Origin of the sequence: Streptomyces sp. NBC_00667, from assembly GCF_036226825.1 — a bacterium.
Taxonomy (GTDB): domain Bacteria; phylum Actinomycetota; class Actinomycetes; order Streptomycetales; family Streptomycetaceae; genus Streptomyces.
In genome coordinates, this window is the sequence record NZ_CP109022.1 from 3463293 (window position 1) to 3476544 (window position 13252).

General features: G+C 69.1%; 13 protein-coding genes. 8 read left to right on the forward strand and 5 right to left on the reverse strand.

Annotated elements, in window-relative coordinates:
* Window positions 1-401: 401 nt before the first annotated feature.
* The 5 genes from OHA81_RS16125 to dnaA all read right to left on the reverse strand — a co-directional run bounded on the left by OHA81_RS16125 (window position 402) and on the right by dnaA (window position 7054).
* Window positions 402-932 (reverse strand): DUF721 domain-containing protein, encoded by a 531-nt coding sequence (locus OHA81_RS16125; protein WP_329196653.1) that lies wholly within the window; start codon window positions 930-932, stop codon window positions 402-404.
* On the reverse strand, window positions 929-2065 hold the full coding sequence (gene recF / locus OHA81_RS16130) for a DNA replication/repair protein RecF (protein WP_329196655.1): 1137 nt from the start codon (window positions 2063-2065) through the stop codon (window positions 929-931). The genes OHA81_RS16125 and recF overlap by 4 nt, the downstream gene beginning before the upstream one ends.
* A gap of 93 nt (window positions 2066-2158) precedes the next feature.
* Window positions 2159-3124: a phosphogluconate dehydrogenase (NAD(+)-dependent, decarboxylating) gene (gene gnd, locus OHA81_RS16135; RefSeq protein WP_443056771.1), complete on the reverse strand. Its 966-nt coding sequence runs from the start codon at window positions 3122-3124 to the stop codon at window positions 2159-2161.
* A gap of 78 nt (window positions 3125-3202) precedes the next feature.
* Window positions 3203-4333, reverse strand: a complete 1131-nt coding sequence (dnaN, locus tag OHA81_RS16140; RefSeq protein ID WP_329196658.1) for a DNA polymerase III subunit beta — start codon at window positions 4331-4333, stop codon at window positions 3203-3205.
* A gap of 912 nt (window positions 4334-5245) precedes the next feature.
* A complete protein-coding gene (gene dnaA, locus OHA81_RS16145) occupies window positions 5246-7054 on the reverse strand; it encodes a chromosomal replication initiator protein DnaA (RefSeq protein ID WP_329196659.1) in 1809 nt (602 codons plus the stop codon).
* 359 nt (window positions 7055-7413) lie between these two features.
* Between dnaA and rpmH the strand changes: the two genes are divergently transcribed.
* The 8 genes from rpmH to OHA81_RS16185 all read left to right on the forward strand — a co-directional run bounded on the left by rpmH (window position 7414) and on the right by OHA81_RS16185 (window position 13175).
* Window positions 7414-7551, forward strand: coding sequence for a 50S ribosomal protein L34 (gene rpmH / locus OHA81_RS16150; protein ID WP_018547628.1), 138 nt, complete (start codon window positions 7414-7416; stop codon window positions 7549-7551).
* Between the two features lie 20 nt (window positions 7552-7571).
* Window positions 7572-7946, forward strand: a complete 375-nt coding sequence (gene rnpA, locus OHA81_RS16155; RefSeq protein WP_329196661.1) for a ribonuclease P protein component — start codon at window positions 7572-7574, stop codon at window positions 7944-7946.
* Window positions 7943-8224: a membrane protein insertion efficiency factor YidD gene (gene yidD, locus OHA81_RS16160; protein ID WP_075970728.1), complete on the forward strand. Its 282-nt coding sequence runs from the start codon at window positions 7943-7945 to the stop codon at window positions 8222-8224. Before rnpA ends, yidD begins: the two co-directional genes overlap by 4 nt.
* 3 nt (window positions 8225-8227) lie before the next feature.
* A complete protein-coding gene (gene yidC, locus OHA81_RS16165; RefSeq protein ID WP_329196662.1) occupies window positions 8228-9334 on the forward strand; it encodes a membrane protein insertase YidC in 1107 nt (368 codons plus the stop codon).
* A 30-nt stretch (window positions 9335-9364) separates the two neighbouring features.
* Window positions 9365-9877 carry a Jag family protein gene (locus OHA81_RS16170; protein WP_136210325.1) on the forward strand — a complete coding sequence of 171 codons (513 nt, stop codon included), beginning with the start codon at window positions 9365-9367 and terminating at the stop codon, window positions 9875-9877.
* 109 nt (window positions 9878-9986) lie between these two features.
* On the forward strand, window positions 9987-10703 hold the full coding sequence (rsmG, locus tag OHA81_RS16175) for a 16S rRNA (guanine(527)-N(7))-methyltransferase RsmG (RefSeq protein ID WP_190185579.1): 717 nt from the start codon (window positions 9987-9989) through the stop codon (window positions 10701-10703).
* Between the two features lie 265 nt (window positions 10704-10968).
* Window positions 10969-12078 carry a ParA family protein gene (locus OHA81_RS16180; protein ID WP_329196666.1) on the forward strand — a complete coding sequence of 370 codons (1110 nt, stop codon included), beginning with the start codon at window positions 10969-10971 and terminating at the stop codon, window positions 12076-12078.
* On the forward strand, window positions 12075-13175 hold the full coding sequence (locus OHA81_RS16185) for a ParB/RepB/Spo0J family partition protein (RefSeq protein ID WP_329196667.1): 1101 nt from the start codon (window positions 12075-12077) through the stop codon (window positions 13173-13175). The genes OHA81_RS16180 and OHA81_RS16185 overlap by 4 nt, the downstream gene beginning before the upstream one ends.
* Window positions 13176-13252 lie beyond the last annotated feature (77 nt).

Consider the following 13252-nt stretch of genomic DNA (forward strand, 5'->3'; position numbering starts at 1 on the left):
GCAAGCAGGAGCGGCTGCGTCGATCTGCGTTGTCAGCGTTTGTCAGCGGATCCCGCAAGCGGGCGGGATTCGCTTCAGTCTACCGGTACCGCGGACATGAATGGGGGTTTGCGGGTACCTGAGTCCTCATGTGCCGCCCTGAACCTCCTCTCTCCGACTCCCCATATCCGGGGAGGGGCTCAAAGAGGCTCACACGGGCGTTGAGCGCTTCGGCCTGTCAACCTCTCACTACCGTGAGGGACACCACGCCGGGGAGCGCGCCGGAGCAGGGCCGCGACCTGGCCGAAACCGTGCCGTCGCCGACCCGTGATCCACATGCCGCAGGGCGGGCGCGGGACACCGCCCACCGGGCGCCCACCGGGCGCGGGGGAGGAAAAGAGGAGGAGGAAAAGAGGGAGGTGTCAGCCGTACGTATCGCCCGGACCGGTGCCGCCCGGCACCCGCCACGGTCCGTACTGCTTCGGCCGGCCGCCCGGGCCGTGCACCTTGATCATCCGTACGGTGTCCTGGCCCAGCTCCGCGTTCAGCCGCGCGACCAGCTGCGGCGCCAGCAGTTTCAGCTGCGCCGCCCACGCCGAGGAATCGCAGCGGACCACCAGCTCGCGGTCCTCGTACCGCTCCGGCACGCAGTGCGTGGCGATCTCCGGACCGACGATCTCCGGCCAGCGCTCCATCACACCGGCCACCGCCATCGGCATCTCCCAGCCGTGCTCGGTCCGCAGCCGGGCCAGCGCCGCCATCAACGGCATCGGATCCCGGCCGTCCGCGCGCGCACCCGACCGCAGCCCCTGCTGCTGCCGCTTCCTGCCCGGCGCCGCGTTGCCGCGTGCCCGCGCCTGCTCGCGCGCGGCCGCCAGCGCCTGCCGCGCCAGGTCCACTCCGGACAACGGCGGGGCCTTGCGCTCCGGGTGCTGCTCCTCGTGGTCGCTCACAGCAGGGTCACCTCACCGCCGGACACCCCGAACCGCGTCCCCGCCAACACATCCGGAACGTCATCGTCCACAGCCGCCGTCACCAGCACCTGCTCACCGGGAGCCACCAGCTCCGCCAGCCGCTCGCGGCGCCGGGTGTCGAGTTCCGCGAACACGTCGTCCAGGATCAGCACCGGCTCGTCGCCCTCCGAGCGCAGCAGCTCGTAAGAGGCCAGCCGGAGCGCCAACGCGTACGACCAGGACTCGCCGTGGCTCGCGTACCCCTTGGCCGGCAGCTCCCCGAGCCGCAGCAGCACGTCGTCACGGTGCGGGCCGACCAGCGTCACGCCCCGCTCGATCTCCTGCTTGCGCACCTGCGACAGCGCCGCCAGCAGTACCTCGTACAGCGCCTCCCGGGTGCGCGCCGCCCCGCTGTCCACAGGCTCACCGGCCGAGGACCGGTACGCCATGCCCAGCGGGCCGCCGCCCGGCGCGAGCTGCTCGTACGCCTTGTCCGCCAGCGGCAGCAGGGACGCGATCAGGTCCAGCCGCTGCGCCAGCAGTTCCGCGCCCGCCCGGGCGAGGTGCTGGTCCCACACGTCGAGGGTCGACAGGTCCATGGAACGCCCGCCGTGGCGACGGGCCATGGCCGCCGACTTGAGGAGGGTGTTGCGCTGCTTGAGCACCCGCTCGTAATCGGAGCGGACCGCGGCCATCCGCGGTGAGCGGGCGGTGACGAGCTCGTCCAGGAAGCGGCGCCGCTCTCCCGGGTCGCCCTTGACCAGGGCCAGGTCCTCCGGCGCGAACAGCACCGTACGGACGATCCCCAGCACGTCACGCGGTCTGACCTGCGAGGACCGGTTGATACGGGCGCGGTTCGCGCGCCCCGGATTGAGCTCCAGCTCGACCAGCTGCCGGCGCTCGCCCTGCGCCACGGCCGCACGGATGACCGCCCGGTCCGCGCCCATCCGTACCAGCGGGGCGTCCGAGGAGACCCGGTGGCTGCCCAGGGTCGCCAGGTAGCCGATCGCCTCGACGAGGTTCGTCTTGCCCTGGCCGTTGGGTCCCACGAACGCGGTGACGCCCGGACCGAGGGGAACCTCGGCCCGGGCGTACGAGCGGAAGTCGGCCAGTGAGAGATGCGAAACGTGCATTCGGCGCCGACCTCCCCCGGCTTCCTGCTGCTTGCTGTCTTGCTGTCTTGCTGTCTTGCGAGTGTTGCTGGTGTTGCCGGTCGTGCGGGCGGACTACTTCTTCTCGACCGCGTGGCCGCCGAACTGGTTGCGCAGCGCGGCGATCATCTTCATCTGCGGGGAGTCGTCCTGGCGGGACGCGAACCGGGCGAACAGCGAGGCGGTGATGGCCGGCAGCGGAACGGCGTTGTCGATCGCCGCCTCGACCGTCCAGCGGCCCTCACCCGAGTCCTGCGCGAAGCCGCGCAGCTTCTCCAGGTGCTCGTCCTCGTCCAGCGCGTTCACGGCGAGGTCCAGCAGCCAGGAACGGATGACCGTGCCCTCCTGCCAGGACCGGAACACCTCGCGGACGTCGGTGACCGAGTCCACCTTCTCCAGCAGCTCCCAGCCCTCGGCGTAGGCCTGCATCATGGCGTACTCGATGCCGTTGTGGACCATCTTCGCGAAGTGGCCGGCGCCGACCTTACCCGCGTGCACGGCGCCGAACTCGCCCTCCGGCTTGAGGGCGTCGAAGATCGGCTGTACGGCCGCGACGTGCTCCTTCTCGCCGCCGTACATCAGCGCGTAGCCGTTCTCCAGGCCCCACACGCCGCCGGATACGCCACAGTCGACGAAGCCGATGCCCTTGGCGGCCAGCTCCTCGGCGTGCTTCTCGTCATCCGTCCAGCGCGAGTTGCCGCCGTCGACGACGATGTCGCCGGGCGAGAGCAGCTCTCCCAGTTCGTCGACGGTGGACTGCGTCGCCGCACCGGCCGGGACCATCACCCACACCACGCGGGGGGCCTGGAGGCCGTCCACGAGTTCCCGCAGGCTGTGGACATCCGCGAGGTCCGGGTTGCGGTCGTATCCGATGACGGTGTGGCCTGCGCGGCGGATGCGCTCGCGCATGTTGCCGCCCATCTTGCCGAGACCGATGAGACCAAGCTCCATCAGGTGCTTCCTTAAGCGTTGTGGCCGTCTGTGCCGGGCTCCCCGGGATCCGGGGCCGTCCCCGGATCCGAGCCTACGCCGGGCCGTCAGGCAGGACCCCACCCAACGTGCCGGGACGCCGTCGGGCCCGGTCCGCGCGTGCGCGAGACCGGGCCCGACGGGACGGACTCAGCCGGAGAGGCGGACCGGCATGATCAGGTACTTGTACGCCTCGTCCGCCTCGGCGTCGACGGCGGGACGGCCGCTGAGCAGCGCGGGCTTGGTGGAGGTGGTGAAGCTCAGCTGGGCGGCGGGCGAGTCGATCGCGCTCAGGCCGTCCAGCAGGAACGTCGGGTTGAAGGCGATCGAGATGTCGTCGCCCTCCAGCTTCGCGTCGACGCGTTCCACAGCCTGTGCATCATCGCTGGAGCCGGCTTCCAGGATCAGCACGCCCTGCTCGAAGCTCAGGCGGACCGGGGTGTTGCGCTCGGCGACGAGGGCCACACGCTTGACGGCCTCGACGAACGGGGCGGTCTCGATCACCGCGATGGAGTTGAACTCCGTCGGGAAGAGCGTGCGGTACTTCGGCAGGTCGCCTTCGAGCAGGCGGGTGGTGGTGCGGCGGCCCGCGCCCTCGAAGCCGATGAGGCCCTCGCCCGCACCGGAGCCCGAAAGGGCGAGGGTGACGGTGTCACCGCTGGTCAGCGACTTGGCGGTGTCCAGGAGGGTCTTCGCGGGCACCAGGGCCACGGCCGACGCGTCGGGGTTCTCCGGCTTCCACAGGAACTCGCGGACCGCGAAGCGGTAGCGGTCGGTGGAGGCGAGGGTGACCCGGTCGCCCTCGATCTCGATGCGGACACCGGTCAGCACGGGCAGCGTGTCGTCGCGGCCGGCGGCGATGGCGACCTGGGCGGCGGCGGAGGCGAAGACCTCACCGGGGACGGTGCCGGTTGCGGTCGGCATCTGCGGCAGCGCCGGGTACTCCTCCACAGGCAGGGTGTGGAGTGTGAACCGGGAGGAGCCGCAGACCACGGTCGCCCGTACACCGTCTGTGGAAATCTCCACGGGGCGGTTGGGGAGGGCGCGGCAGATGTCGGCGAGGAGCCGGCCGGAGACCAGGACCGTGCCGTCTTCCTCGACATCGGCCTCGACGGAGACGCGGGCGGAGACCTCGTAGTCGAAGCCGGAGAGGGACAGCGTGCTGTCCTCGGCCTTGAGCAGCAGGCCCGCGAGAACGGGCACCGGCGGCCGGGCCGGGAGGCTACGGGCAGCCCAAGCCACCGCCTCCGCGAGTACGTCGCGCTCCACCCGGATCTTCACCGGAACCGCCTCCTGCTGTTGCTCGCTCGTCTGCCGGCCTTCGTCGTCGGCTCTCGGCCCAGGGTCTCGACGGACCGAGGCCTCGGTGCCGGGGACCAGTCTGACGTACGGCGCCGACAGTCGGCGCTGTCGGCGGTCAAGTCGGGAGCACGGCGCCGGGACGGCAGGACGACGAGTTGTGCACAGGACCTGCTTGAAAACCGAATCCGGCCTAACTCTCTATGGGGGTAGTAGTAGGGCCTGTGGAAACGGTGGATAAGCCCGTTCTCGCAGGTCAGGCCCGGTTTTTTATCCCCACACCCTGTGGGCGGCACCGGTGGACAACACGGTGTCCCTGTGGAGAACGAAAACTTCTGCACAGGCCGTCCCCAGACGACCCCCACTACTCCACAGGTGTGTCCCCAGCTTTTCCCCAGTACTCCACAGACCAAACACCGGTATCCATGTGACGGCTTTCACTCGGGGTGGTGACTGCGGGGTGCGCGTTGCCGAACAGTGGACAACGGTGTGGAGAAGTCATCGGATCCTGTGCACAGGATGCGGCAACCTGTGAGTGGGCGGTGGACGAAGAGGTGGACGAGCCTGTGGAAGGATTTTCTGTCCACAGCCTGTGGATAGACGTTGTGCACAATTCCACAGGCGGCTGAACTGGGTTGATGACCTCTCAACCTGCGCCCCTGTGGACAGATTGTGGGTGACGCAGCCCCTCCCCAGGGTGTGGACGGAAGAAAGTCGCCCAATCTGTGGATGAGTTGGCCTCCAGGGGGCGTATTCGAACAGAGCACAGGCGCGCACATGAAGAAGGGCGCCCCCGGTTCGATCCGGAAGCGCCCCTGTAGGTGAGCGTGCGAGGGCCGCGGAGGGCCGTTGGACGGGTCCTCCGCGGGTGTCCTGGGGAGTCTGGAGCCGGCCTCAGCCGTTCTTGATGCGGTTGGTGAGCTCCGTGACCTGGTTGTAGATCGAGCGCCGTTCCGCCATCAGGGCCCGGATCTTGCGGTCCGCGTGCATGACCGTGGTGTGGTCGCGGCCGCCGAACTGGGCCCCGATCTTGGGCAGGGAGAGGTCCGTGAGCTCCCGGCACAGGTACATGGCGATCTGCCGGGCCGTGACCAGGACCCGGCTGCGCGAGGAGCCGCACAGGTCGTCAACGGTGAGCCCGAAGTAGTCGGCGGTGGCGGCCATGATGTCCGAGGCGGTGATCTCGGGCGCGCTGTCCTCGCCGCCCGGGATCAGGTTCTTGAGCACGTCCTCCGTCAGGCCGAGGTCCACCGGCTGACGGTTGAGGCTCGCGAACGCGGTGACGCGGATCAGCGCACCCTCCAGCTCGCGGATGTTGCGCGAGATGCGGGAGGCGATGAACTCCAGTACCTCCGGCGGGGCGTTGAGCTGCTCCTGGACCGCCTTCTTGCGCAGGATCGCGATCCGGGTCTCCAGCTCCGGCGGCTGGACGTCGGTGATCAGGCCCCACTCGAAGCGGTTGCGGAGCCGGTCCTCCAGGGTGACGAGCTGCTTGGGCGGCCGGTCGGAGGACAGCACGATCTGCTTGTTGGCGTTGTGGAGCGTGTTGAAGGTGTGGAAGAACTCCTCCTGCGTCGACTCCTTGCTCGCCAGGAACTGGATGTCGTCGACGAGCAGGATGTCCATCTCGCGGTAGCGCTTGCGGAACGCGTCGCCCTTGCCGTCGCGGATCGAGTTGATGAACTCGTTGGTGAACTCCTCGGAGCTCACGTACCGCACCCGGGTGCCCGGGTAGAGGCTGCGCGCGTAGTGCCCGATGGCGTGCAGGAGGTGTGTCTTGCCGAGGCCCGACTCGCCGTAGATGAAGAGGGGGTTGTACGCCTTCGCGGGCGCCTCGGCGACGGCCACCGCGGCGGCGTGCGCGAAGCGGTTCGAGGCGCCGATGACGAAGGTGTCGAACAGGTACTTGGGGTTCAGCCGGGCGGTCGGTTCCAGCGGGCCCGAGGTCGAACCGCCGGACGGGGCCGAGGGGGCGGGGCGGTTGGGGGCCGGCCGCGGGGAGGGCTGTTCGTACTGCTGTTGCTCGTACTGGTGCTGCTGGTGTGGCTGGTGTGGCTGGTGCTGCTGGTTCTCGTACGGGGACTGCTCGTACTGCTGCTGCTCGAAGGAACCCTGTTCGTACGCCCCCTGCTCGTAGCCTCCGGGCTCGGACTGCTGGAGGTAGCCCGGCTGCGGGGAGGCGTAGGGGTCACGCTCGGGGAAGCCGCCGAGGCGGGGCTGCTGCCAGCCGTAGTCGTCCTGCTGGCCGCCGCGGGGCCAGGAGCCGGGCTCGGGGCGCTGCTGCTGGTAGTCCGGGTAGGCGGGGCGCGCGGAGGGCAGCCGTTCGTCGTCGGAGCCGCCGGGGCCGGTGTGTCCGCCGGGCCGCTGGCCGCCGTAGGGCTCGTAGGAGTCACGCTGCTGGGCGGAGGGGGCGGGCGGCGTCGGCTCCCCCGCGGAGTCGTCCACGGTGATGGCGATCCGGATGGGCCGGCCGCACTCGCGGCTGAGGGCGTCACTGATGAGGGGGGCGAGCCGGCCCTCCAGGACCCGCTTCCCCCATTCATTGGGCACGGCGAGCAGAGCGGTGTCCGCCACGAGGGCCAGGGGCTGACAGCGTTCCACCCACTGCTTGTCCTTGGGCTCGACGCCCGGCTGTCCCTCCCCCAGGAGCACGTCGAGCACGCGTGGCCACACTGCGGCAAGATCGGCAGGTACGTCAGCCACAGAGCACGCTCTCTCACAGGTCCCGGTTCCACGAATGTGTGGTTCTTTGGGACGGTCGGGACAAAAAATCCGGGATCAGACAACGGTAGTCAGGCCGGTGGGTACGGTTCAAGTCGTTGTCCACAGCCTGTGCACAGTGTGCGGCAGTCAGGGCTCGGTTTGACCGGATGGCGTAGCCGCGCGTACCGTAACGAGGTCGAGTTGTCGATGGCTGCTGCCGCCTGCCTACCGATGGGCGAAGATCACTGATCGTGGTCATGTAGCGGTGCCACTCGGGCGAACACGCGAGTTTCCTCGTGGGCGCACGGTGACAGCCAGGCGATGTCCCGCCACAACGATTCATTCTCTGGAGCCCCCGAGTGAGCAAGCGCACCTTCCAGCCGAACAACCGCCGTCGTGCCAAGACCCACGGCTTCCGCCTGCGGATGCGTACCCGTGCCGGCCGCGCCATCCTGGCGAACCGCCGCAGCAAGGGCCGCGCCGCCCTTTCCGCGTAACACGCGCGGGTCGTGACGTCGTGCTGTCTCCCGAAAATCGGCTGAGGCGGCGCGAGGACTTCGCGAGCGCGGTACGGCGGGGGCGGCGGGCTGGACGCCCGCTCCTCGTCGTCCACCTACGTACAAGCGGTGCAACGGACCCGCACGTGGCGGGGGAGATCGATCCCTCGACGCGTGCGGGTTTCGTCGTCAGCAAGGCTGTCGGCAACGCCGTCGTACGGAACCGGGTCAAGCGCCGTCTGCGCCATCTCGTCCGGGAGCGGCTGTCCCAGCTGCCCGCCGGTAGCCTGGTGGTGGTACGGGCTCTGCCCGGTGCGGGTGACGCCGGCCTCGACGAGCTGGCCCGTGACCTGGACGCCGCTCTCCAGCGGCTCCTGGGAGGCGTGGCTCGATGAAGTACCCGCTGCTCGCTTTGATCAAGCTGTACCAGTGGACGATCAGTCCGCTGCTCGGCCCGGTGTGCCGCTACTACCCTTCGTGCTCGCACTACGGGTACACGGCCATCGACCGGCATGGTGCGGTGAAGGGGACGGTTCTTACCGCCTGGCGGATCCTCCGGTGCAATCCGTGGTCCCCGGGTGGTGTGGATCATGTCCCACCCCGGAAACGCCCGCGTTGGCACGAGCAGCTGCGCAGTGCGTTGCGTAGATCTCGCAATGCTCAAGGAGCCTGATTAGTGGACACGATTGCCAGTCTGTTCAGTTTCATCACCACACCCGTCTCGTGGGTCATCGTCCAGTTCCACTCGCTGTACGGCGCGATCTTCGGCCCCGACAGCGGATGGGCCTGGGGCCTGTCCATCGTGTCCCTGGTGGTCTTGATCCGTATCTGCCTGATCCCGCTCTTCGTGAAGCAGATCAAGGCGACGCGTGGCATGCAGGCGCTCCAGCCGAAGATGAAGGCGATCCAGGAGCGCTACAAGAACGACAAGCAGCGTCAGTCCGAAGAGATGATGAAGCTGTACAAGGAGACGGGTACCAACCCGTTGTCCTCGTGCCTTCCCATCCTGGCGCAGTCCCCGTTCTTCTTCGCGCTCTACCACGTGCTCTCGGCCATCGCCAACGGCAAGACCATCGGCGTCATCAACCAGTCGCTGCTGGAGAGCGCGCGTCAGGCGCACATCTTCGGTGCCCCGCTGGCGGCGAAGTTCACCGACAGCGAGGAGAAGGTCGCCGCGCTCGGCGCCTCCTTGATGGACGTCCGGATCGTGACCGCGGTCATGATCATCATGATGTCGCTGTCGCAGTTCTACACCCAGCGTCAGCTGATGCAGAAGAACGTAGACCTCTCGGTCAAGACGCCGTTCATGCAGCAGCAGAAGATGCTGATGTACATCTTCCCGCTGATCTTCGCCTTCATGGGCATCAACTTCCCCGTCGGCGTCCTCGTCTACTGGCTGACCACGAACGTGTGGACCATGGGCCAGCAGATGTACGTGATCAACCAGAACCCGACGCCGGGCAGCAAGGCCCAGGACCAGTACCTGACCCGCCTGCTCAAGCACGTCAGCACGCACGGTCAGCTCAAGGGCCGGGGCAAGAAGAAGATCGTCGCGGCGATCGTGGCCAAGGGTCCGGACCGCAACGACAACGAGCGCAAGTTCATCACGGCGCTGACGAAGCAGGGCATGGCCGCGCAGCCGGACGGCTCCGTGATCAGCAGCGTCGAGGCGACGGCCGACGCGGATGCGGCGAGCGGCGGTGTCGCCACCAAGCGGCAGCAGCCGAAGCGGCAGACGAAGGCGAAGCGTCAGACGCCTCCCAGCAAGCCCACCAAGAAGTAGCCCTCCAAGAAGCAAGAAGGAGCCCCTCCCGTGACGGAAGGCACCACCACCGCCGCCGCTGAGGGCGGCGACACCTTGACCCGCCTTGAGCAGGAGGGCGAGATCGCGGCCGACTACCTTGAGGGCCTGCTGGACATCGCCGATCTGGACGGCGACATCGACATGGACGTCGAGGCCGACCGGGCCGCGGTGTCGATCGTCAGTGACTCCGCCGGCCGCGACCTGCAGAAGCTCGTGGGCCGCGACGGTGAGGTTCTGGAGGCCCTGCAGGAGCTGACCCGCCTCGCCGTGCACCGGGAGACCGGGGACCGCAGCCGGCTGATGCTGGACATCGCCGGGTTCCGCGCCAAGAAGCGCGAGGAGCTGGCGGCGCTGGGCGCCCAGGCGGCGGCCGATGTGAAGGCTTCGGGTGAGCCGCTCAAGCTGGCGCCGATGACGCCGTTCGAGCGGAAGGTCGTCCACGACGCCGTGGCGGCCGCCGGTCTCAAGAGCGAGTCCGAGGGCGAGGAGCCGCAGCGCTTCGTCGTTGTGCTCCCGGCCTGACCGGAACGCGTGTGGTCGGCCCCGTCTGTATCGCAGGCGGGGCCGATGTTTGTAAGCCTGGCAGTGCCCGTTGTGTGAAGAGTGAGTTCTGTACGGAAGGACGGTCCCCGTGACGGAGGCAGCAGAGCTTCCCCCGGCGCCTGAAGAGGCGCGTGCGGTATTCGGCGAGTTTTTCCCGGAAGCCGTGCGGTATGCGGAGCTGCTGGCGGACGCGGGGGTCAAGCGCGGCCTGATCGGCCCGCGTGAGGTGCCCCGGCTCTGGGAGAGGCACCTGCTGAACTGCGCGGTGCTGTCGGAGGCCGTGCCCGAAGGCGTCTCGGTGTGTGACGTGGGCTCGGGCGCCGGGCTGCCGGGCATCCCGCTGGCTCTGGTGCGCAGGGACCTCAAGATCACCTTGCTGGAGCCCCTGCTGCGGCGGACCAATTTCCTCCAGGAAGCGGTCGAGCTGCTGGGCCTGGACCACGTCACCGTGGTGCGCGGTCGGGCCGAAGAGGTGCTCGGCAAGCTCCAGCCCGTCCATGTCGTGACGGCTCGTGCGGTGGCTCCGCTGGACCGGCTGGCCGGCTGGGGCGTGCCGCTGCTGCGTCCTTACGGGGAGATGCTGGCGCTCAAGGGTGACACCGCCGACGAGGAGCTGGTGGCGGCCAAGGCGGCGCTGACGAAGCTGGGTGTGGTGAAGACCTCGGTCCTCCAGGTCGGAGAGGGTGTCGTGGACCCGCTGACGACGGTGGTGCGCGTCGAGGTGGGCGAGAGCCCCGGCGGGGTCAGGTTCGCGGCCAAGCGGGCGAAGGCGGCTCGTGTGGGGCGGACCCGGCGCCGCCGTTGATGATCGTCCCTTTGGGGTCGGCCCGCGCCATTTCAGGCGTGTTGGGCCCTATAGGTATGGATTTCGGAGTGTCGTAGCGGGCGGAAGTCAGTGTCCGGGCATCGTGTTTCACGTGAAACGTCGCTCCCTGCTGCACGGAATCATCAGCCGCGGTCGTGAGGCCGCGTCCCCCCGCCCGCGCGACGGCGCGGGGGTGACGCAGTTGTCCACATCGGTGGATTCATCCACAGGAGTTCGGGCCCCGCTGGTTCGTGACCCGGGTGACATGGCAGGCTCTGTTCATCGCGAGCCTGATGCCGAGGAGAGTGACACCGTGCGGTCCGACGCCAACCTCGCGGGGCCGATGGCCGACCCGGTCCCCGGTCCCCGCTCTGAATCGCCGGGCGAGGACGTTCCTGCCCCCGCTACCGCTGGGGAAGAGATGCCGCCTCCGCCCCTTGTGGACAACGACGACGCCCCCACCGGGCGGGCCGCCCAGCTGGCGGTGGACGCCCTGGGACGGGCGGGTGAACCGCTGCCGCGGCCGGCGCAGACCCGGGTGATGGTGGTGGCCAACCAGAAGGGCGGCGTCGGCAAGACCACGACGACCGTGAACCTGGCGGCTTCGCTGGCCCTTCACGGGGCCAAGGTCCTGGTCATCGACCTCGATCCGCAGGGCAACGCGTCCACGGCACTCGGCATCGATCACCACGCGGACGTGCCCTCCATCTACGACGTGCTCGTGGACAGCCGGCCGCTGCTGGAGGTCGTCCAGCCCGTGGTGGATGTGGAGGGCCTGTTCTGTGCCCCGGCCACGATCGATCTGGCGGGCGCGGAGATCGAGCTGGTCTCGCTGGTGGCGCGGGAGAGCCGGCTCCAGCGGGCGATCCAGGCGTACGAGCAGCCGCTCGACTACATCCTGATCGACTGCCCGCCGTCGCTGGGACTGCTCACGGTGAATGCGCTGGTGGCGGGAGCGGAGGTGCTGATCCCGATCCAGTGTGAGTACTACGCGCTGGAGGGCCTGGGTCAGCTGCTGCGCAACGTCGACCTGGTGCGGGCCCACCTGAACCAGTCGCTGCACGTGTCCACGATCCTGTTGACGATGTACGACGGCAGGACGCGGCTGGCCTCGCAGGTGGCGGAGGAGGTCCGCACGCACTTCGGCAAGGAGGTGCTGCGGACCAGCATCCCGCGCTCGGTACGCATCTCGGAGGCGCCCAGCTACGGGCAGACGGTGCTCACCTACGACCCGGGTTCCAGCGGCTCCCTCTCCTATCTGGAAGCGGCGCGGGAGATCGCGCTGCGGGGAGCCGGAATCCATTACGACGCCCGGCACGCCCATCTGGGGGCCGGCATGAACAGCACACAGAGTATGGCGGAGGGGATCCAGTGAGTGAGCGACGTAGGGGTCTGGGGCGGGGGCTCGGCGCGCTGATTCCCGCCGCTCCCCAGGAGAAGACGCCCATGGTGGGTGCCGGGTCGACGTCACCGTCGGCGCTGCCGGTGCTGACGTCGGAGCGCGGAATCGCTGCGGCGAAGCTGGCGGCGCTGGCACAGACCGATGGCGCGCTGGGGGCTCCCCCGGCCGCAGCCGACGGCGAAGCACTGCCGACGCTCGTACCGGAGCCGGCGGCACCGGCCGACGAGGTGGCGGGGGCGACGTTCGCGGAGCTCCCGATGGACGCCATCACGCCCAACCCGCGGCAGCCTCGTGAGGTGTTCGACGAGGACGCGCTGGCCGAACTGGTGACCTCCATCAGGGAGGTGGGTCTGCTCCAGCCGGTCGTCGTGAGGCAGTCCGGGCCGGGCCGTTACGAGCTGATCATGGGTGAGCGCCGCTGGCGCGCGTGCCGTGAAGCCGGACTGGACCGGATTCCGGCGATCATCCGGGCGACGGACGACGAGAAGCTGCTGCTGGACGCCCTCTTGGAGAACCTGCACCGGGCGCAGCTCAACCCGCTGGAGGAAGCCGCCGCGTACGACCAGCTGCTGCAGGACTTCCACTGCACCCACGACCAGCTGGCGGACCGGATCGGGCGGTCGCGTCCGCAGGTGTCGAACACGCTGCGACTGCTGAGGCTCTCCGCCCCGGTGCAGCGGCGGGTGGCCGCGGGGGTGCTCTCGGCGGGACACGCGCGGGCGCTGCTGTCGGTGGAGGACTCCGAGGCGCAGGACCGCCTGGCGCACCGGATCGTGGCCGAGGGCCTGTCGGTGCGCGCGGTCGAGGAGATCGTGTCGCTGATGGGGTCTGAGCCGGAGAGCCCGGTGAAGCCGAAGGGCCCGCGGGCGGGTGCCCGGGTGGCTCCGGCGCTCAGTGAACTGGCGACGCGGCTGTCGGACCGGTTCGAGACGCGGGTGAAGGTGGATCTCGGTCAGAAGAAGGGCAAGATCACCGTCGAGTTCGCCTCGATGGAGGATCTGGAGCGGATCCTCGGGACGCTGGCGCCGGGCGAGGGCCGGGTCCTGGAACAGGGGCTTTCCGGAGAGTGACCCGGGAGTCCGGCCGGGGAGTCGGGAGGCGAGTCGTACGGTGCGAGCCGGTATGGCTCGCCTCTTTGTCGTAGCGG

Excerpts from the sequence above, each read along its gene's own strand:
- recF (WP_329196655.1), bottom strand. The coding sequence starts at position 2,065 with ATGCACGTTTCGCATCTCTCACTGGCCGACTTCCGCTCGTACGCCCGG.
- OHA81_RS16180 (WP_329196666.1), top strand. The coding sequence starts at position 10,969 with ATGGCAGGCTCTGTTCATCGCGAGCCTGATGCCGAGGAGAGTGACACC.
- yidD (WP_075970728.1), top strand. The coding sequence starts at position 7,943 with ATGAAGTACCCGCTGCTCGCTTTGATCAAGCTGTACCAGTGGACGATC.